The following is a 23,203-nucleotide window of genomic DNA, read 5'->3' on the forward strand; positions in this document are numbered from 1 at the left end:
CTTTCAATGACCACCGAAAAAACCACCCGCAATCCGATCGAAGACATCTACCCGCTGTCGCCGCTGCAGCAGGGGATGCTGTTCCACTCCCTGCTGCACGAAGACTCCGGTGTGTACCTGATGCAGGATCGCTACCGCATCGGCGGTGCCATCGATGAAGTGGCGTTCCTTGAGTCCTGGCGCCAGGTGGTGGCGCTGCACCCTTCCCTGCGTGCCAGTTTTCAATGGAAAACCCAGAAGCAACCGGTGCAGGTGATCCATCGCGAAGTCAAAGTGCCGCTGGACACCCTTGACCTGCGCGGGCTCACCCCGCATGAGCAAGAAGCGCGGATCCGCACGCTGTTGGAGGATGAACAGAAAGTCGGTTTCAACCTGTCGAAGCCGCCATTGATTCGCTTCCGGCTGGTGCGGCTGGCCGACGAGTCCTATGAGTTCATTCGCAGCTTTCACCACATCCTGATGGATGCCTGGTGCATTTCACTGGTGACCGTGGACTTCCTCAAAGTCTACGAAGCGCTGTGCAACGACCGCAAGCCGGAGCTCAAGAGCCCGCGCCCGTTCCGCGATTACATTCAGTGGCTGCAACGCCAGGACGCGGGCAAGGCCGAGCAGTTCTGGCGCGGCCAGTTGCAAGGGCTCAATGCCCCAACGCCGCTGACCGTGGACAACGGCGTGGCCCGCGACCGCTACACCGACGCGGTGCTGGTGGACGATCAACTGATTCACCTGACCGAGCAAGAAACTCAGGCGCTGGCGGCGTTCTGTCGTAGCCGCCGGATCACGCCAAACACGTTTTTCCAGGGTGTCTGGTCGTTGCTGCTGTCGCGCTACAGCGGTCAACGGGACGTACTGTTCGGCGTCACCGTGGCCGGTCGACCGGCAGAACTGACCGGCGTGGCGGAGATGATCGGCCTGTTCATCAACACCTTGCCGCTGCGAGTGTCGGTGGATCCCCAAGCGTCGTTGGGCAATTGGCTCAGTGCCCTGCAAGGGCTGAACGTCGACATGCGCGACTTTGAGCACACACCCTTGACCGACATTCAGGGCTGGAGTGACTTCCCACGGGGCGAAACCCTGTTCGACAGCATCCTGGTGTTCGAAAACGCCCCGATTGACGAACAGATCCTGGAAGGCGGTTTCCAGTTCAGCCTCGAAGGCATGGATCACAGCGTGCACACCCATTACGGCTTGACCGTGGTGATCCTGCCCGGCGAGCAACTGGGCATTCGGGTGTCCTATGACCGCGAACGTTTCGAGGCGCCGACCGTGCAACGCTTGCTCGGCCACATCGCCAGCCTGGTGCGCGGGATGCTCGCCGCGCCGGACGCACCGCTGGGCAGTTTCGAACTGCTGGCCGTTGATGAGCGCCAGCAACTGTTGGGCGAGTGGGCGGTCAACCCGCACGACTTCCCACTGGATCAAAGCTACGCCGAACTGTTCGCCGCGCAGGTCGCCCAACGTGGCGAGCAGATTGCGGCGATCTGCGACGGTGAGTCCCTGACCTACGCCGAACTGGATCGGCGAGCCACTCGCCTGGCGCACGTCTTGCGCGACGCCGGTATCGATAAAGATCAATTGGTCGCGCTGGTTGCTCCCCGGGGTCTGGCGTTGTTGACCATGATGATTGCCGTGTTCAAGGCTGGCGCGGCGATGCTGCCCCTTGAAGTCAACCATCCGCCCGAGCGCCTGCGGGAAATCCTCAGCCTGTCCCGCGCACCGTTGCTGTTGGCCAGCGAAGACTGCAACGGCTTGCTCGATCAGTTGCTCAGCGGCCTCGATCAGGCGCCCAAAGCGCTGTTCGCCGAAGCCTGCTGGACATCCGGCAACGATTCGCCGCTGCCGCTGCTCGGCGGCCCGGACAGCCTGGCCTACGTGCTGTTCACCTCGGGTTCGACCGGTACGCCCAAAGGCGTGATGATCGAACAACGGGGCATGCTCAATAACATTTTCGGCAAAGTGCCGGCCCTGGGGCTGAACGCCGAAGACCGGATTCCACAAACCGCTTCGGTGGCGTTCGACATTTCCGTGTGGCAATTCCTCGCCGCGCCGGTACTCGGCGCCACGGTGCAGATCCTGCCGGACGAAGTCGCGCACGACCCGCAACGCCTGCTGCAAGTGATCGCCAGCGACTGTCTGAGCGTGCTGGAAATTGTCCCGAGCCTGATGCGCACGCTGCTCGCGCTGTGCCCGTGCGACCTGCAATTACCAGGCCTGCGCTGGGTGCTGCCCACCGGTGAAGCCCTGCCGCCAACCGTGGCGCGGGACTGGTTTGCGCGCTTCCCCGACATCGCCTTGATGAACGCCTATGGTCCGGCCGAATGCGCCGACGACGTGGCCTTCCAGCCAATCTTCGAAGCGCCGCACGCCAACGTCAGCCACATGCCGATCGGCCAGCCCACCGCCAACAACCGCTTGTACGTGCTGGACGAATCCCTGCGGCCAGTGCCGGTTGGCGTTGCCGGGGAAATCTGTGTCGGTGGCGTCGGCGTCGGTCGTGGCTACCTGCACGATCCGCAGCGCACCGCTGACGCGTTCATCGACCACCCGCAGCTTGAAGGTCGCGTGTACCGCACCGGTGACCTCGGACGCTGGCGTGACGATGGCGTGATCGAATACCTCGGCCGCCGCGACCAGCAGGTGAAATTGCGCGGACACCGGATCGAACTGACCGAAATCGAACACCGTCTGGCGCAGCACCCGAACGTGCGCGAAGCCGCCGTACTGCTGCGGCAAAACAGCGTGGGCGAAGCCTGGCTGGTGGCGTACTGGTCGGCCCATGACGACACACTGGGCAGCGACGGACTCAACGAACACCTGCGCGCGCAATTGCCGCCGTACATGGTGCCGGCTGCCTTCGTGTGCCTGGAGCGCTTGCCGCTGAACAACAACGGCAAGGTCGATCGCAAGACCCTGGCCGCCCAGGAACTGAACTGGCAGGCCGACACCCAGCAAAGCATCGCGCCGCGCAACGAGCTGGAAACCGCCGTGGCGACCATCTGGGCCGAGGTGCTGGGTCGCGACACTGTAGGGGTGGAAGACAACTTCTTCACCCTTGGCGGGCACTCGCTGCTGGCCACCCAGATCGTTGCGCGCCTGCGCACGCATTTCAAACTCGACCTGCCGTTGCGGGTGCTGTTCGAACAACCAACGGTGGCGCTGCTGGCCATGGCCATCGCCGCTCGCCAGGCCGACGCCGCCGCACCGCAGGCCGCCACGATCAGCGCGCCGAAAGCCCAGGCGCGACCGGCGCTGCTGCCACTGTCGTTCTCGCAACAGCGCCTGTGGTTCATCGAACAACTGACGCCGGGCACGACGTTGTTCAACATCCCGTTCGCCCTGCACCTCAAAGGTGAACTCAACGTCGAAGCCTTGCACGCCAGCCTGAACGACCTGCTGGTGCGCCATGAAATCCTGCGCACCGGCATCCGCAGCACCGACGGCGTACCCTGCCAGCACATCAGCGATTCGCTGAACATCGAACTGCCATTCGAAGACCTGTCGGACCTCGGCGCCACCGCTCGCGCCGGTGCACAATTCAACGCCCTGCAAGAAACCTTCGAGCAGCCGTTCGACCTGACCCAGCCGCCGTTGCTGCGTGCGCGCCTGCTGCGCCTGGCACCGGGTGAACACGTACTGGGCATCGCCTTGCATCACCTGGTCTCGGACGCTTGGTCTGCGACCATTGCCCTGCGGGAACTGGCCCTGGGGTATGAAGCCCGTTGCAACGGCGCCGCCGCCGAACTGCCGGCCTTGCCGGTGCAATACGCCGACTTCGCCCTGTGGCAACGCGAACACCTGCAAGGCGCCGAACTCAAGCGCCAACTCGACTATTGGACCACCACGCTGGATCGTCGCGACAGCGAAGGCAGTCCGCTGCTGGCGCTGCCCACCGACCATCCGCGGCCCTCGATGCAAACCTACCGCGCCGGGATCGTGCAGCGTGAACTCAGCGCCGACCTAAGTGCGCGTGTGCAAGCCTTCGCCAGCCGCCTGGGCACCACACCGTTCACCGTGTTGTTCGCCGGGTTCGCCGTGCTGATGCACCGTTTGAGCGGCGACGCCACGGTGCTGATCGGCACCCCGGTCACCCACCGTGAACAACCGGGCACCGAAGGCCTGCTCGGCATTCTGCTGAACAACCTGGCGATCCGCGCTGACTTCGATCAGCAAGCGGATTTCACTGCCCTGGTGAGCCAGGTGGCCAAACGACTGCGCGATGGCCTGCTGCATCAGGACCTGCCATTCGAGCAACTGGTGGACAGCCTGCAACTGCCGCGCAGCCTCAGTCATGCGCCGCTGTATCAAGTGATGGTCGCGCAGCAATTGGCCATGGAATCGCGGCTGCGCTTCCCGGGGCTGGAGTTTGAAGCCCTGGACACGCCGCTCAAGCACTCCGAATGCGATCTGGATTTGCATGTGCTGTGCCCGGCCAACGCGCCGATTCAACTGGAGCTGATGTTCGCGCTGGACCTGTTCGTCGCCGACAGCGCGCGTCAGACCCTCGCCCGCCTGGAGCACTTGCTCGAGCAAATGCTCGCCGAACCGCAACGCCCGGTAGCCGCCCTGCCGCTGCTGATGGCGGCGGAATGGCAGCGCACCGTGGTCGCGTGGAACCGCACCGAGATGGACGTGCCGCAGCACCTGACCTTCGCCCAGTTGTTTGAACAGCAGGCCGAGCGCACCCCGGATCGCGATGCGTTGTGCTTCGAAGGCCGCAGCCTGAGCTACGGCGAACTGAACCGTCGGGCCAACCAGGTGGCGCATTACCTGCGCAGCCGCGGCGTGATCGCCAATCGCCCGGTGGCGCTGTGCGTCGAGCGCTCGCTGGAGTTGTTGATCGGCCTGCTGGGCATTCTCAAATCCGGTGGTGCCTATGTGCCGCTGGACCCGACCTACCCGGTGGATCGTCTGGCGTACATGCTTGAAGATTCGCAACCGGCGCTGTTCCTCGGCCAGCAGGGCTTGCTGGAGCAGTTGGGCGCCGAACTGCCGCGCCTGCGCCTGGACAGCGACGCCGCCCTGTTCGCCGATCAACCGGACTGCAACCTCACGCCACTCGCCGGTCCCGACGACCTCGCCTACATCATGTACACCTCCGGCTCGACCGGTAAGCCCAAGGGCACCCTGGTCACCAACGGCTCGGTGGTCAACCTGGCCTGGGCGCGGATCCATGGTCTGTATCGGCGCTACACCGATCAGCCGATGCGCAGCAGTTTCAACTACTCGTTTGCCTTCGACAGTTCGGTGGCCGAACTCATCCTGCTGCTCGACGGCCACAGCTTGTACCTGACCCCGGAAGACGTGCGCTACGACCCCGACGCCCTGGCGCAGTTCTTCCGCGAAACCCGTCTGGAAGCCTTCGAGTGCACCCCGGCGCAGCTCAAGGCCCTGCTCGAAAGTGACGGCGTGCGTCGTGGCGAGGTGTACCTGCCGCGCTTCATCCTGTTCGGCGGCGATGCGGTGGACGCGCAACTCTGGCAGCGACTGCCGTCGATTGCCGGCAGCCGTTTCTTCAACACTTACGGCCCGACCGAATGCACCGTGGACGCTACAGGGTGTGCGGTCGACGACTTCCCGCAGCGCCCGATCATCGGGCGGCCGATCGCCAACGTGCGCACTTACGTGCTCGATGCTTTTCTCAATCCGATGCCGGTCGGCGTTCCAGGGGAACTGCACATCGGCGGTGCCGGCGTGACCCAGGGTTACCTCAACCGCGCCGAACAGACCGCCAAGGTATTCATCGACGATCCGTTCTCGCCGCTGGCCGGTGCGCGGATGTACAAGTCCGGCGACCTGGTGCGCTGGCTGCCCGACGGCCAGCTCGAATACCTGGGGCGCATGGATCATCAGGTAAAAATCCGTGGTTTCCGTGTCGAACTGGGGGAAATCGAAGCCTTGATCGGCGCCCAGCCGGGTGTGCGTCAGGCGGTGGTGCTGGCCCGTGAAGACGTGCCCGGCGACAAGCGCCTGGTGGCCTACGTCACCTGCGACCAGCAGGCCGATATCAACGCTTGGCGCAAAACCATCGGCGCCGCCCTGCCCGACTACATGGTGCCGTCGGCATTTGTGCTGCTCGATGAGTTGCCGCTGACCGACAACGGCAAACTCAATCGCAAGGCGTTGCCCGCGCCGGACATCCAGGCTGAACCGGACGCCCAGGACCCGCCGCGGACCATCGCCGAACAACAACTCGCCGCCCTGTGGTCCGAGCTGCTGAACGTGCCGCTGACGCAGATCGGTCGCGACAGTCACTTCTTCTACCTTGGTGGTCATTCGTTGCTGGCGGCCGTGCTGTTTGCCCGACTGCGCCAACAGTTCGCCACGGTTCCGCCGCTGCGTGCGGTGTTCGAACACCCAACCCTCGACGCCCTGGCCGCATTGCTCGGCGATCCCCTGCATACCCCGGCGGCGACCTTCGTCCCGACGGCACGCCCGGCGCGCCTGCCGTTGTCGTTTGAACAGCAACGCTTGTGGTTCCTTGAACAACTGAGTGTTGGCGGTGGTGAATACAACGTGGTCAGCGCCGTGCAGTTCGACGGTGAACTCAACACGCTGGCCTTGCAGTCCGCTCTGAACAGCGTGGTTCAACGCCACGAAATCCTGCGCAGCCGCATCGTTCGCGATGGCGACGGCGAGTTGGCATTGGTCATCGAGCCGCAGGTCAACATCACCTTGCCCGTGGCGGCACTGAACGCGACCACCGACGAGATCTGGCAACAGCTGACCTTTGATGCCATCCACGCCGAAACCGGACACCGTTTCGACCTCGCCAGCCAAGTGCCGATCCGCGCCACGCTGATTCAACGCAGCGGTTTCGCCCAGGCGTTGCTGTTGCTGACCGTGCACCACTGCGCCACTGACGATGCCTCCAGCCAGACCCTGCTGGATGAACTGGCACAGTTCTACACCGCTCAATGCCAAGGCACCGTCGCTGCATTGCCGGAGCTGGCCCTGCAATACCCGGATTACGCACTCTGGCAGCGCGAGCCCGGTCAACAAACTGTGTTCCGTAGCCAACTCGAATACTGGCGCGCCCAACTGGAAGACGGTAATTACCTGTTGGACCTGCCCACCGAGCAGGGTCGCCCAAGCCTGCTCGAACCGGGCGCCGGCGCGGTGCAACTGCAACTGCCACCAGAACTGGCGGGACGCTTGCGTCAGTTCGCCCAGCAACGCGGCGCCACCCTGTACATGCTGATGCTCAGCGCGGCGCAGTTGTTGCTGGGGCGCTATGCCAACCAGCGCGACGTGCGTTTCGGCAGCCCGGTGGCCCAGCGTCCGCTGGCCGAGCTGCAGCCGCTGATCGGTTGCTTCGTCAATACCCTGGTAATGCGTGCCGACCTCGATCCGGCGCTGGACTTCGAAGGCTTGTTGAGCCAGGTGCGCAACCGCGTGCTGGATGCCCAGCAGCACCAGGACGTGCCGTTCGATCAGGTCGTTGAACACCTGGCACCGGAACGCAACCTCGGCCAGACGCCGCTGTTCCAGGTGTTGTTCGTGATGCAGAACGCCGATTCGTCGGCCAGCCACTGGCCGCAATTGCAGGTGCGCGAACGGGCAGTGACCGCTCAGGCCACCAAGTACGACCTGAACTGGGAAGTGCATGACGGCGAGGTGTTGTCGGTGTTGCTGGAATACCGCGCCGCGCTGTTCAGTGAAACCACGGCCAAGCGTTGGCTGGCGCAATGGCAACAACTGCTCGAAGCCATGCTCGACGCGCCACAGACCCGCCTCGGCGACTGGTCACCGTTGGCGGCGTCTGAGCGTCAACAGCAACTGGTCGAGTGGAACGCCACCGAACGTCACTACAGCGGCCCGACCAACCTGCACACCGCCCTGAGCCAACAAGCCGCGCTCAGTCCGAATGCCCCGGCGCTGGTGTTCGAAGGCCAGCGCCTGAGTTACGCCGAACTGGATCAACGCGCGCAAACCGTCGCCCGGGCCTTGCGCGCCGCCGGTATCGGCAGCGGCGCCATCGTGCCGGTGTGCATGGAGCGTTCCGTGGAGATGGTGGTGGCCTTGCTCGGCATCGTGCATGCCGGCGCCGCGTGGTTGCCGCTGGACCCGGAACTGCCTGCCGCGCGCCTGGCCTTCCTCATCGAGGACGCTGACGCCCGGGTCACCCTGACTCAGCCGCAGTGGCTGGCGCGTCTGCCGGTCGGGCACAACGCCTGGACCCTCGACGCCCTGCCGCAAGCGCCAGCGTTCGAGCCGATCAGCGTCCGCGCCAATGATTTGGCCTACGTGCTCTACACCTCCGGCTCCACCGGCCAACCGAAAGGCGTGATGAACGAACACGGCGCCTTGATGAACCGTCTGTACTGGATGCAGGACGCCTTCCCGATTGGCCCGAATGATCGTGTGCTGCAAAAGACTCCGTACAGCTTCGACGTGTCGGTGTGGGAATTCTTCTGGCCGCTGATCACTGGCGCCACATTGGTGGTGGCGCGTCCGGACGGCCATCGCGACCCGGCCTATCTCAGCCAGTTGATCCAGCAGGAACAGGTCACCACCCTGCACTTCGTGCCGTCGATGCTGCGCGCCTTTGTCGAGGAACCGAGCCTGGCCGACTGCCACAGCCTGCGTCAGGTGTTCGCCAGCGGCGAGGCGCTGCCGGTGGATCTGGTGCGGCGTTTCATGACGCAACACCCGGCCGCCCTGGTCAACCTGTACGGCCCGACCGAAGCGGCGATCGACGTCTCGGTGTGGCGTTGTTCGGTGAACGACGCGATCGTGCCGATCGGCAAACCGATCGCCAACCTGCGCTTGTACATCCTCGACGAAGCTCAACAACCGCTGCCGATCGGCAGCATCGGCGAGTTGTACATCGGCGGGGTCGGCGTTGCGCGTGGTTACCTGAAACGTCCGGACCTGACCGAGGAACGTTTCCTCGCCAGCCCGTTCATCGACGGTGATCGCCTGTACCGCACCGGCGACCGTTGCCGCTTCCTCGCCGATGGCAACATCGAGTACCTGGGGCGTCTTGACCATCAGGTGAAACTGCGTGGCCAGCGGATCGAACTGGGAGAAATCGACGCTCAATTGCTCGCGCAACCGGGCGTTCGCGATGCGACCACCTTGTTGCTCGATCAGCGTCTGGTGAGTTTCTGGTGCGGTGACGCCGATGAATCCGCAGTACGAAACGCATTGAGCGACGACCTGCCCTCGCACATGCTGCCAAGCCTTTTTGTGCAACTCGCCAGCCTGCCACTCAACAGCAACGGCAAGCTCGACCGCAAGGCGCTGGCCGCCACTGCATTGCCAGATGCCGGCGAAGGCCAACCTCATGTGGCGCCGCGCAATGCCACTGAAACAGTGCTCTGTGAGTTGTTCAGCGAAGTGCTGGAATGTTCCTCGGTAGGAATCGACGATCACTTCTTCCATCTCGGCGGCCACTCCTTGCTGGCCACCCGCCTGGTCGCTCGGGTCCGTGAGCGCCTGGGCGTCACCCTGCCGCTGGCACTGGTGTTCGCTCAACCGACGGTGGCGGCATTGGCCGGTCATCTGCGCGCGGCGATGCCGGGCGAGCTGATCACCGCGCAACCGCGTCCGGCACAATTACCGCTGGGCCTGGCTCAGCAACGGTTCTGGATGCTCAGCCGTCTGGTACCGGATTCACGCGAGTACCACATGCCGTTCGCTCTGACCTTGCGTGGCGACCTTCAGGTCCTGGCCTTGCGTGAGGCCTTCGAGCAGGTCAGCCAGCGCCATCTGGTGCTGCGCAGCCGCATTGTCGAAGTCCAGGGCGAGCCGCAGTTGCTGATCGACGATCATGGCCCGGTGCTCGCGGTTACTTCGGTCGCCGCTCAGGACTGGACAGCGTCTTGCGCCAGTGCCCGGACCGAGCTGATGACACCGTTCAATCTGGCCACCGCCGCACCTTGGCGTGCGCATCTGCTGCAACGTCAGGGCAGCGACGAAAGCCTGTTGCTGGTTTGCCTGCACCACAGCGCCACCGACGGCTGGGCGATGCAATTGTTGATCGACGAACTGGCCCAGGCCTACAGCGCCGGTCTGAAGGGGCAGTCACCCGCCTGGAAGGCGCTGGACGTCGACTATGTCGATTTCGCCCTGTGGCAACAGCACCCGGACACTCAAGCCCGACGCGCTGACAGTCTGGATTACTGGAAAAATCACCTCGGCCAAGACGACTACCAACTCGATCTGCCCCTCGACCATCCACGCGCCGCCGAAGCGGATCCTCGTGCCCGGCAACTGACCGTGCGCCTCGGTGCCCAGCGGGCTGAAGCGATCCGCCAGTTCGCCCGTCAACGTGGCACCACCACGTATGTGGTGCTGGCCAGTGCCCTGAGTGCATTGCTTGCGCGTTACAGCGGTCAGCGAGACATTCGCCTCGGCACCCCGGCGGACCAACGCGACCAGCCGCAATCTCAAGCGCTGTTGGCCTGCCTGGTGAACACGCTGGTGATCCGCAGCGAAGTCGATCAACAGGCCCCGGCCGAGCAATTACTGGCCAGCCTTGAAGCTGATCTGCGCGCGGCCCAAGCCCATGCCGACCTGCCGTTTGCAACGCTGGTCGGCGCCATTGCCCAGCGCCGCGACCTGAATCGCACACCGCTGTTCCAGGTGATGTTCTCCCTCAACCACGGCCGCATGGACAGCAGCCAATGGCCGGGGCTGAACATCGAAGAGCAGACGCTGCCGGTAATCGACGCCAAGTTCGAACAGAGCTGGGAAGTCCAGGACGACGGCAGCGACATGACCCTCGCGCTGGAATACCAATCAGCGCTGTTTGACGAGTCGACGATGCAGCGCTGGAGCGCGCAATGGTGCGCGCTGCTGGATGCACTGGTGGCCACGCCGGAGCTAGCGCTGGTCGAGTTGTTCCCGCAACAACAGGACCAACAGCAACTGGACCTGTGGAACGCCACCGAACGTCACTACAGCGGCCCGACCAACCTGCACACCGCCCTGAGCCAACAAGCCGCGCTCAGTCCGAATGCCCCGGCGCTGGTGTTCGAAGGCCAGCGCCTGAGTTACGCCGAACTGGATCAACGCGCGCAAACCGTCGCCCGGGCCTTGCGCGCTGCCGGTATCGGCAGCGGCGCCATCGTGCCGGTGTGCATGGAACGTTCCGTGGAGATGGTGGTGGCCTTGCTCGGCATCGTGCATGCCGGCGCCGCGTGGTTGCCGCTGGACCCGGAACTGCCTGCCGCGCGCCTGGCCTTCCTCATCGAGGACGCCGACGCCCGGGTCACCCTGACTCAGCCGCAGTGGCTGGCGCGTCTGCCGGCCGGGCACGCCGCCTGGACCCTCGACGCATTGCCGCAAGCGCCAGCGTTCGAGCCGATCAATGTCAGCGCCAATGACCTGGCCTACGTGCTCTACACCTCCGGCTCCACCGGCCAACCCAAAGGCGTGATGAACGAACACGGCGCCTTGATGAACCGTCTGTACTGGATGCAGGACGCCTTCCCGATTGGCCCGAATGATCGTGTGCTGCAAAAGACTCCGTACAGCTTCGACGTGTCGGTGTGGGAATTCTTCTGGCCGATGATCACCGGCGCCACGCTGGTGGTGGCGCGTCCGGACGGTCATCGCGACCCGGCCTATCTCAGCCAGTTGATCCAGCAGCAACAGGTCACCACCCTGCACTTCGTGCCGTCGATGCTGCGCGCCTTTGTCGAGGAACCGAGCCTGGTCAACTGCCGCAGCCTGCGTCAGGTGTTCGCCAGCGGTGAAGCGCTGCCGGTGGATCTGGTGCGGCGTTTCATGACGCAACACCCGGCCGCCCTGGTCAACCTGTACGGCCCGACCGAAGCGGCGATCGACGTCTCGGTGTGGCGTTGTTCGGTGAACGACGCGATCGTGCCGATCGGCAAACCGATCGCCAACCTGCGCTTGTACATCCTCGACGAAGCCATGCAGCCGCTGCCGATCGGCAGTATCGGCGAGCTGTACATCGGCGGTGTCGGCGTGGCGCGCGGTTACCTGAAACGACCGGACCTGACGCAGGAACGCTTCCTCGCCAGCCCGTTCATCGACGGTGATCGCCTGTACCGCACTGGCGACCGCTGCCGCTTCCTCGTCGATGGCAACATCGAATACCTCGGCCGTCTCGACCACCAGGTGAAACTGCGCGGGCAGCGGATCGAACTGGGGGAAATCGATGCCGCGCTGCTGAATCAACCTGCAATCACCGGTGCCTGCACCCTGGTGATCGACAACCGGTTGGTCGCGTTCTATAGCAGCAGTGCAGCGCAAGCGGGACTCGAAACCCTGCTCGCCGCCCAACTCAAAAACCAGCTGCCGGCGTACATGGTACCGGCGGTGTGGGTCGAAGTGCCGACCTTGCCGCTGACCAGCAATGGCAAGATCGACCGCAAGGCCTTGACCGCCCTGCCATTGCCGCAAACCCAGGAAGACTACGCCGCGCCGCGCAACGACCTGGAAACCCTGCTCTGCCAGTTGTTCGGCGAACTGCTCGGCGAGACCTTGACCGGTGGCCGCGAAGTCGGCACCTCGGACAGTTTCTTCGCGTTGGGCGGCGATTCGATTCTCGGTTTGAAGCTGATCTCCCGATTGCGCGAACAGGGCTACTCGCTCACGCCAAAAGACCTGTTCCGCTCGCCGACTCCGGCAGCACTGGCTCAGGTGGCCAGCCCATTGCTGACATTGGCCGAACAAGGGGAAATCACCGGCGTAATGCCATTGATGCCGTTGCATCAGTGGTTCTTCGACCAACAACAACCGCAAGCAGCGTACTGGAACCAGTCGGTGCTGGCCGACAGCGACCGTCGTCTGCAGCCGGCTATCATTCAGGCCGTGCTGGATCGGCTGGTCGCCCACCACGACGCCTTGCGTCTGCGTTTCACCGAGGTTGATGGGCAATGGCAAGCGCACTTTGCGCAGGCCGAGCCTGTGCAATTGACCTGCTGCGACCATCCGGAGCAACTGGCACACGTCGCGCAAAGCCTGGACCTGCAACACGGCCCGCTGTTCGCCGCTGCGTTGCTGGAAGGCGAACCGCAACGTCTGTATCTGGTCGCGCATCACCTGGTGATTGACGCGGTGTCGTGGACGCCGTTGCTGGAAGATTTCCAGCAGCTGTATCAAGGGCTGGAACGTGGCGAGAACCCGAGCCTGCCGGCGAAAACCACGTCCTATCGTCAGTGGGCCGAACACCTGCACGCCCATGCCGGCACGGTCAGCAACGAACACCGCTACTGGAGCACCCAGACAGTCGCGAACGCCAGGCCGGTGGCCACGCTCGCCGAACGGCAAACGCTGTCAGCCCGCTGGGATGCCACCCGCACCCACCAATGGCTGACCGAGTCCCATGCCGCTTACCGCACACAACCGGAAGAACTGTTGATCGCCGCCCTCGCCGCCACGCTGGCAGAAGCCGAAAGCCGCGCCGAGATCGTGGTGGACCTGGAACGCCACGGTCGCGATGCGCCGTTCGAAGGCCTGGATGTCAGCCGCACCGTCGGCTGGTTCACCACCCTGTACCCGCTACGCGTGAATTCCAGCGGCGCCCCCGGCGATCGGGTGCGCAACGCCAAGGAAGCCCTGCGCGCCGTCCCGGGCCTGGGTCTCGGTCTCGGTCACGGGTTGCTACGCCAGCGCGGCGAGTTGCCGCCGGGGCATGGCGATGTGCTGTTCAACTACCTCGGGCATGAGCAATCGACCGGCGGCTGGTTGCGCGCCAGCAGCCTGCCCCCTCCGCCGGAAGTGGCGCTGGCCAACAGGGTCACCCATGGCCGCGAAGTGGTGGCCTGGCTGGAAGGCGGCGTACTGCGTGTCGAGTGGCACAGCGTCACGCCGAGCGCCGACAGCCGCTTGCCCGGCCGCCTGCTGGAGCATCTGCAAGCGCTGGTCGGGCATTGCCTCGACCCGCAAGCCGGAACGCTGATGCCGTCAGACTTCCCGCTGGCCAAAGGCATGAACCAGGCGACCCTCGACACCCTGCTCAAACGCCTGGGGCCGAAGAAGTGAGCCCCGGCATCGACCTGTATTTGACTTCGGAGTGCGCCGTCCGCGGCGCACATGCCTCCTCGTTTTTCTGGATTGAACACTGCCGCCATGCATGACCAAATCGAAAACATCTATTCGCTGACGCCCCTGCAAAAAGGCCTGCTGTACCACGAGGCCTATGCGCCCGAGTCCCGGGTCTACTACCAGCAGATGAACATCGGGCTGGCCGGCGACCTCGACCTCAATGCTTTCCGCCAGGCCTGGCTGGCCTTGATGCAACGCCACGCGGTGTTGCGCACGGCCTTCCTCTGGGAAGAGCTGGACGACGCCTATCAGGTCATCCTCAAGGAAGTCGACTTGCCGCTGCGCGAAGTCGACTTGCGCGGCAACCCGCAAGGGCTGGCAACCCTGGCGGCTGAAGATCACGCACAGGCATTCGAACTCGGCGCCGCGCCGCTGATGCGCTTGACCCTGGCGCGTCTGGACGATGTGAACGGACAAGCGCAGTGGTCGCTGGTGTGGACGCACCATCACCTGTTGCTCGACGGCTGGAGCGTCGGTTCGTTGCTGGCGGACTGGCGCGATCTGTATCGCGCGGCCCGTCGCGGGCAAAACGCCGCGCTGGAGACCGTGCGTCCGTTCCAGGATTACGTGGCGTACCTCAGCGAACGGCCCTCGGCCGATCAGTTCTGGCGCAACCGCCTGGCAGACTTCGCCCACACCACGCGCATACCCGAATCGGACCCACGCGGTCTGCTCATCGACCACGTGGAAGCGCACCTGCCCTGCACCGAACATCAGTGTGTGCTGGATGCCGCCACCACCGCTCGCCTGTCCGGCTTCGCCCGCGATAACAACCTGACCATCAACACCTTGCTGCAAGCGGCTTACGCTTACCTGCTGGGCCGCCACAACGGCAGCGACGAAGCCCTGATCGGCGTCACCGTGGCCGGGCGTCCACAGCGCCTCAGCGGTGTCGAGCGGATGGTCGGTCTGTTCATCAACACCTTGCCGTTGCGGGTGCGTTGGAACGATGCGCCGACCGTTGGCCAATGGCTGGCGGGCATCCAGGACTGGAACGCCGAGATGCGCGAGCACGAACACACACCGCTGAGCAGTCTGCGGGCATTGACCGCGCTGCCGCCCGGTGGTGAGTTGTTCGAAGCGATCATGGTGTTCGAAAACTTCCCGTTCCCCCGCGAGCTGGACCAGATCGACGATGGCCTTGTCGGATTGCCGGAGACCGAACATACCGCGCCGTTGCGCCACACCGGTGGACGCAACAACTATCCGATGTCGCTGATCGCTTCGATGGAAGGTGAAAGCCTGCATCTGCACCTGGTGCATCAGCGCAAACGCTTGTCCGATGCCGCCGGTGCGCGTCTGCTGCAGCAATTGGTGGCGCTGATCGAGGAACTGAGCCGCGACGCCCATCGACCACTGGCCGAGGTGCCGCTGTGCCCGCCACAGGAACTGAACTTGACTCGTACCTGGGGCAACGGTGCGCCCCTCGAATTGCCTGATGCTGCGCTGCATGAACTGATCGCCACCCAGGCCCGTCGCCACCCCGAGCGTGAAGCCGTGCGCGACGCCAACGGCGCCTTGAGTTACGACGAACTGCTTGAAGCATCGACCGGACTGGCCAGCGCCTTGCGCCAGCGCGGTCTGCAACCGGGTGATCGCGTAGCGCTGGCCCTGCCCCGTTGCAACGATGCGGTGATCTCGCTGCTGGCCGTGATGCAGGCCGGCGGTTGCTTCCTGCCGCTGGACCTGGGCCAACCGGCCTCGCGCCTGAGTGCGCTGATGGCCAGTGCCGACGTGGATTTCATCATCGGTGCGCCGACCTTCGACACCGCCTCCGCACAAGTGATCGACGCCTCGGCCCGCGCCGCCGGCATCGACCTGCCGACGGTGGATCAACTGGCCTGCGCGTATGTGATCTACACCTCCGGCTCCACCGGTACGCCGAAAGGCGTACGCCTGTCCCATCGCGCCATCGTCGCCTATGTCATGGGCATTCTCGCTGAACTGGGTTGCGCCGAGGCTGAACAACCGTGGCGCCATGCGCTGCTCTCGACCCTGGCGGCGGACCTCGGTTACACCCAATTGTTCGGCGCGCTGGTCAGCGGCGGCAGCCTGCTGCTGGTGGACGACGACACCCGCGCCGACCCGAATGCCCTGGCGCAGTGCTTTGCCCAATTCACCCCGGATCTGATCAAGCTCACCCCCAACCATCTGCACGGTTTGCTCGCCGCTCACCCTGACGCCGGCCTGCTGCCGCGCCGCGCGTTATTGCTCGGTGGCGAAGCACTGCAAGCTGCATTGCTGGACACGATCCGGGCGCTGCGCCCGGAGCTCGCGGTCTACAACCACTACGGCCCGACCGAAAGCGCCGTGGGCATTTGCCTGTCGCGCATCGACTCGCCACTGGCCGGTGTGCAACCGCTGGGCCATCCGCAACCGAACCGACAACTGCGGATCCTCGACAGCCACGGCCACGCCGTGCCGGTCGGCGTGCCGGGCGAACTGTGGGTGGGCGGCGAAGGCCTGGCCATCGACTACCTGGGCGATCCAACGCAAACCACCGCACGCTTCACCGCCGTCGCCGACCTGCCCCGCGCCTACCGCACCGGCGACCGTGTGCGTTGGCTGGAATCTGGTGAACTGGCGTTCCTCGGGCGCGTCGACAACCAGATCAAGCTGCGCGGCTATCGCATCGAACTGGGCGAAGTCGAAGCACAGATCAAACGCCTGTCGAGCAACCTCCAGCAAGTGCTGGTGCGCGTGGTGCAATCGGCCAACGAGGCGCCCCGCCTGGTCGCCTGGCTGGTGGCAAGCACCTCGATGTCCGTCGACAAACTGCGCCATGACCTGGCGCTGCGCGTGCCGGGTTACATGGTGCCGTCGGATTTCATCGCGCTGGATGCGATCCCGCTGAACGCCAATGGCAAACCGGACATCGCACGCCTGCCATTACCCGATGCCCCCGCCAGTCAGGACAACTACGAGGCCCCACGCGATGCGGTGGAAATCGCCTTCGCCGAGATCTGGCAGGATGTGTTGCGGGTCGAGCGCGTGGGCATTCACGACAATTTCTTTGCCTTGGGCGGCGACTCGATTCTCAACCTGCAGATCATTGCCCGCGCCCACCAGCGCGGTATGAAGCTGACGCCCAAGCAGTTGTTCGAAAACCGCACCATCGCTGAGATCTCCGCGGTGATCAGCCAAGGCGCGAACTACAGCCGCGACACCAGCAGCGCTGCGCGAAATGTAGCGCTGACCGCCGGTCAACACGCCCGTCTCGAAGCCGGGCCGTTGGCGGCGGACTGGCGCTGCGTGGCGCTGAATGCGCCGGTCAGCGTCGAGGTGTTGAACCGCGCGGTGCTGGCCCTGCAACAGCAACACCGCGCGCTGCAACTGGGCCTCATCCAGCAGGCTGACGGCACTTGGGTGCAAACCCTGCCCGCCGCGCCTAAACCGGTCAGTGCCAGCCGCCAGCCACTGAACATTGACGACTCGAACGCACTGAACGCTCTGGCCGAAACCACCCTGGCCACGCTGGATCACGCGGCGGGCGAAGGCTGGCACGCTTGTCTTTCGCAACAGGGTGACGCCGTGCTGCTGGTGAGCCATGCACTACGCCTGGATGCTGCCTCCTGGGCGTTGCTGATGACCGACCTGGCGCTGGCCGTGGCTCAAGCGCAATACGATCGTGCGATCGAACTGCCGCGTCACGGTGGGCACCTGGATGAATGGGCCGAGCATCAGAATAATTACGCCAGCGATGAAGACGGTCTGGAATCGGCCTGGGAATACTGGCTGCAATACGCCGGTGAAACCCTGCCATCGACCACGCCGCAAGACTCGGTGGTGACTGAATCCCGCGTGCAGATTTCGGCGTCACTCAGCGCTCGCCTGAACCTGCTGCAACGGCGCAGCCATGCGCCCTGGGCCTCGTTGGTCGCCACGGCGGTCGCCACGGAACTGGCGCAGCAAAGTGCCGGGCAAGACGTTTGGCTGAGCCTGGACCGCGGCCGCTGTGAACGCACACGCCTGCCGCTCACCTGCCCCCTGAGCCGCACCGATTTCAACCCGGCCACGGTGATCGGCGCCCTGAGCCACGCCGTTCCCCTGCGCCTGACCGTGACACAGACCGCCAGCGCTGCGCAGTTGCTCGCACAGATTGACGCGCAACTGGCCGCCGCACCGCACGCCGGTGACGATTACGGTGTGCTGCGTTACCTCGCCGACAACGACTACCTGCGTGAGCCACTGCTGAGCCTGCCGCAACCGACTGTGCATATCGTCATGGCCGGCGAATGGCAGGCATATGAAGGGCCGCTGAGCGAGGTCATCGCCGCCAGCGCGCCAATCGATGCCACCGGGCTGACCCTGTCTGTCAGCCTGCAACAAGGTCAATTGCAGATCGACTGCCGTGGCGCCAACGCCGAACACTGGGCCCTGGCGTTGGAGCAGCGCTTGAGCCTGCTGGCCGCCGACGCCGGGCAAGCCATTCCCGGTGCGCATGCTTTCCCGTTGTGCCGCGCCGCCGGCCACGACCTCACGGCCCTGGGCGCGAACTTCGACTGGGCCGGCATCGACGACTTGCTGCCCCTGTCGCCGATGCAGGAAGGCATGCTGCTGCACACTCTGCTACGTCCCAACAGCGGCATTTATTTGATGCAGCAACGTTATCGCTGGGACGGCGAACTGGACCATAGCGCCATCGAATACGCCTGGGCACAACAACTGGCCCGGCACCCGATGCTGCGCACCGGTTTCTGGTGGCAAGACGGCAAGGCTGCGCTGCAATGTGTCTACCACGACACCGACCCGGCATTCGCCTGGTACGACTGGCGCGGCCTTGATGAAGCGACCCGCCAGCGCCAACTGGATGCCGTGCTGGACGCCGAATGCCGCCAGGGTTTCGACATGCGCCGCCCGCCGCTGACGTTCCTGCGGGTGTTCCAGGTGGCCGATCAGGAATTCCTGATCGTGCGCAGCTTCCATCACATTCTCACCGATGCCTGGTGCTTCGGCCTGTTGATGGCCGACCTGTTCGCCCACTACCAGGCTCGGGTGCTCGGCCAGCCGGCCGCCCGTCCATTGCTGCCATCGTTCAGCAACTACATCCATTGGCTGCAATGTCAGGACAGCTCTATCACCGAACAATTCTGGACCCGCGAACTGGCCGGGTTCAGCGCGCCGACGCCGTTGGTGGTGGATCGCCCGGTCGTGACCGAACAGGCAGTCGAAGTGGTGGCTAACCTGGATGTCACCCTGTCGATTGCCGACACCCGCGCATTGACCGCATTGTGCCAACAGCACCAACTCACGCCCAACACCTGGATTCAGGGCGCCTGGGCTTTGCTGCTGTCCCGTTACAGCGGCAGCGACGACGTGCTGTTCGGCGTCACGGTGTCGGGCCGTCCGACCGATTTGCCGGGCGTGGAAGACATTGTCGGGCTGTTCATCAACAGCCTGCCGCTGCGGGTGAAAGTTGACGACTCGCAGACCGTGGTGCCGTGGCTACAAGCGCTGTTCGCGCACAACTTCGAGTTGCGTGCCTACGAACATGCACCGTTGGTGGACATTCAGCGCTGGAGTGAAATCGAGCACGGTCGTTCGCTGTTCGACAGCCTGGTGGTGTTTGAAAACGCGCCGTTCGACGCCGGCCTGTCGGATCGTCAGGTCGACTTCAACGTCGACATCTATGAAGACCGCGTGCACACCAACTACCCGATGACCGTGGTGCTTTACCCCGGCGATCGCCTGGGCATTCGCCTGACTTACGATGCCGCGCGTTTCGACGCCGATACCGTGCAGCGCATGCTCGGCCACCTGCGCCAGTTGCTGACGCAAATGGTCGCCCAGCCTGACGCACCACTGGCTTCACTGTCGCTGTTGACGCCGGATGAACGCCAGACCCTGCTGGTGGACTGGAACCGCAGTGAGCTCGACTTCCCGTTGGATCAAACCTACGCCGAGCTGTTCGCCCGACAGGTGGCGGAGCATCCGCAGCGCATCGCCGCCGTGTGTGGTGCCGACAGCCTGAGCTACGTCGAACTGGATCAGCGCTCGAACCGCCTGGCGCGAGCACTGATTGAAACGGGCGCCGGTCGCGACACCCTGGTGGCTTTGGCCGCCGAACGTGGCCTGCCGCTGCTGAGCATGATGATCGCCGTGCTCAAGGCCGGCGCGGCCTACCTGCCACTGGATATCAAGCATCCGCCGCAGCGCCTGAGCGAGATTCTCGAACTGTCCGGAGCAACGATTCTGTTGACCAGTGAAAGTGCCGACTCGGTGATCGAACCGGCGCTGGCTTCAAGCTCCGCAACCCCACGCCGCTTGCGCACTGAAGCCCTGTGGCTGGCGGGTGATGCAACACCACTGAACGTGGCGGGCAGCCCTGACGACCTGGCCTACGTGATCTTCACCTCGGGTTCGACCGGCACGCCCAAAGGCGCGATGGTCGAGCAACGGGGCATGCTCAACAACATCTTCGGCAAAGTGCCGACGCTGGGCCTGTCGAGCGCGGACCGGATTGCCCAGACAGCCTCGCCGGCGTTCGACATTTCGGTCTGGCAATTCCTTGCCGCACCGATCCTCGGCGCCACCGTGCACATCCTGCCGGACGTGATCGCCCACGATCCCGAGCGCCTGCTGGAAGCACTGGAGAACCAACAATTGTCGGTCCTCGAAGCGGTACCGACGATGATCCGCGCCCTGCTCGACCTGGCCCGCACCGACACACAACTGTCGGCCCTGCGCTGGCTGCTGCCGACCGGCGAAGCCCTGCCGCCGGCATTGGCTCAAGCCTGGCTGAGTCGCTTTGCCCATGTGCCGCTGATGAATGCCTACGGCCCGGCGGAGTGCTCGGACGACGTGGCGTTCCATTCGCTGACCAGCGTGCCGAGCGAAGTCGGCAATGCCATGCCGATTGGCCGGCCGACCGCCAACAACCACCTGTATCTGGTGGATGCGGCACTGCGCCCGGTGCCGGTGGGCGTACCGGGAGAAATCTGCGTCGGTGGTGTCGGCGTCGGTCGTGGCTACCTCAACGATCCGCAGAAAACCCAAGCGGCGTTCGTGGCGCACCCGTTCGAACCCGGCGCGCGTTTCTACCGCACCGGTGACTTGGGGCGCTGGCGTGCGGACGGGGTGATCGAATTCCTCGGTCGCCGCGATCAGCAAGTAAAAATCCGTGGTCACCGGATCGAACTGGGTGAAATCGAAGATCACGTGGGCCGTCATCCCGCCGTGCAAGCGGTGGCCGTGATCGTCAACGCTGACCAGCGTGGCGACCTGCAACTGGTCGCCTACTGGACCGGCGGCGACACACCGGTGGCCGAACTGCGCGAATGGCTGAGCCAACGCCTGCCGTCGTACATGGTGCCGGCGCATTGGCAACAACTGGAGGCATTGCCGCAGAACGCCAACGGCAAGGTCGACCGCAAACTGCTGACCGCACGTGCGCTGGACCACAGCGACCTGAATCAGCAACGACCGCTGAGCAGCGACACCGAACAGCAGCTGGGCGCGATCTGGGCACAGATTCTCAACGTGACGGCGGTCGGCGCCGACGACAACTTCTTTGCCCTCGGCGGGCACTCGTTGCTGGCAACGCTGGTGGTCTCGCGGATTCGCAGCCAGCTCTCGGTGGACTTGCCACTGCGTGCGGTGTTCGATCACCCGGTACTGGAAAACCTGGCCCGCGCCATCGACAGCGCGCGCTTGCAGGCGGCGCCTCTGGCCCTGCCCGCGATCACCGCGACCGACCGTTCGCAACCGTTGCCGTTGTCGTTTGCCCAACAGCGTTTATGGTTCCTTGAGCAGTTGAACCCTGGCTCCAGCGGTTTCAATATTCCGTTCGCCCTGACCCTGACCGGAGCGCTGAATGTCGAAGCCCTGCGCCTGGCGTTCGAACAACTGATCGCCCGCCATGAAGTGCTGCGCAGCACCGTACACAGCGATCATGGTGAACCCTGGCAGCGGATCGAAACAGCGCAGGCGTTTGCCTTGCCGGTCACCGATCTGCAACAGGTCCCGGCGCACGAACAGGAGCCGGCCATCCAGATGCAATTGGCCGATGTCTTTGGCCGGCCATTCGACTTGACCCAAGCGCCGTTGATGCGTGCGCGGTTATTGCAGCTGGATGCGCAGACCCATGTGCTGGCCATTGCCATGCACCATATTGCCGTGGACGCCTGGTCCATTGCCCAACTGGTGGAGCAATTGGCCGCGGACTACGTCGGTTTCGGCACCGCGGCTGCCCGCATCGAAACCCCGGCCCTGCAATACGCCGACTTTGCCGTGTGGCAACGCACGCACCTGCCGGGCCCGGTCTGGCAGCAACAACTGGCCTACTGGCGCCAGCAGTTGCAAGCCAGTCCGGCGCCGCTGCTATTGCCGGGTGCGCAAACCCGCGAGCACGGCGGTTGTGCACGTCATCGCAGCCGCCTGCCCGCGTCGCTGGCCCGGGCCATCGCCGAGTTGGCGACGGCCCGCGAGGCTTCGCCGTTCATGGTGCTGCACAGTGCGCTGAACGTGTTGCTGCATCAGCAGACCGGGCGCGAAGACCTGCTGGTCGGCACCGACATCGCCAACCGGCATCAGCAACAGACCGAAGACATGGTCGGCTTCTTCGTCAACCAATTGGTCCTGCGTTGCCGCGTGACGCCCGAGCAGACATTCGATGAGCTGCTGAGCGATGCCCGGCGCGTGGCGCTGGATGCCTTTGCCCATCAGGACTTGCCGTTCGACGCCCTGGTCGCCGACCTGCTGCCGCAGCGTGACGCACGGTATACGCCATTCTTCCAGGTCAAACTGGTGGTGCAGAACACCCGCCAACAGGACCTGCATTTGCCAGGCCTGGCAATCAGCGAGCGGGCGCTGGAGCCACAAGCTGCGGACGTGGACCTGCTGATCAACGTCGTGGATGACGGCGAGAGCCTGCTGGTGGTGTACGACTACGACACCGGGCGTTACGCCAGTGCCTACATCGAACTGCTCGACAGCCTGTTCGTCTGTCTGCTGGAGCAACTTGTGCTGAACGCCGACACCCGAGTCGCCCAGTTGCTGCTGCCACTCAATCAACTGCAACAGTCCCGCCGCGACCAGGCGCAAGCCGCGCTGCGTGAAGCCGGCAATGCGCGTCAAGGCACCCTGGGCCAGGCCCGTCGTCGCAGTGTCGTGAAGGAGGCCGAACAATGATGGTCATCGGCCAATCGCCCCGCTCGCTCATGTCCAACTTTTTTGTACAGGT

General features: G+C 64.5%; 2 protein-coding genes. Both read left to right on the plus strand.

The genetic code is table 11. From position 1 onward, the window contains the following. Positions 1-6: 6 nt before the first annotated feature. Positions 7-13,959: a non-ribosomal peptide synthase/polyketide synthase gene (locus ACCC96_RS10605; protein WP_413695770.1), complete on the plus strand. Its 13,953-nt coding sequence runs from the start codon at positions 7-9 to the stop codon at positions 13,957-13,959. Between the two features lie 87 nt (positions 13,960-14,046). Continuing rightward, entirely contained in the window at positions 14,047-23,151 is a 9,105-nt protein-coding gene (locus tag ACCC96_RS10610) for an amino acid adenylation domain-containing protein (RefSeq protein ID WP_413695771.1), read from the plus strand. The last annotated feature ends 52 nt before the right edge of the window (positions 23,152-23,203 follow it).

Source organism: Pseudomonas sp. Pseusp11 (genome assembly GCF_047304405.1).
GTDB lineage: Bacteria > Pseudomonadota > Gammaproteobacteria > Pseudomonadales > Pseudomonadaceae > Aquipseudomonas.

Coding starts and splice junctions, on each gene's coding strand:
- ACCC96_RS10605 (WP_413695770.1), top strand. CDS start 7: ATGACCACCGAAAAAACCACCCGCAATCCGATCGAAGACATCTACCCG.
- ACCC96_RS10610 (WP_413695771.1), top strand. CDS start 14,047: ATGCATGACCAAATCGAAAACATCTATTCGCTGACGCCCCTGCAAAAA.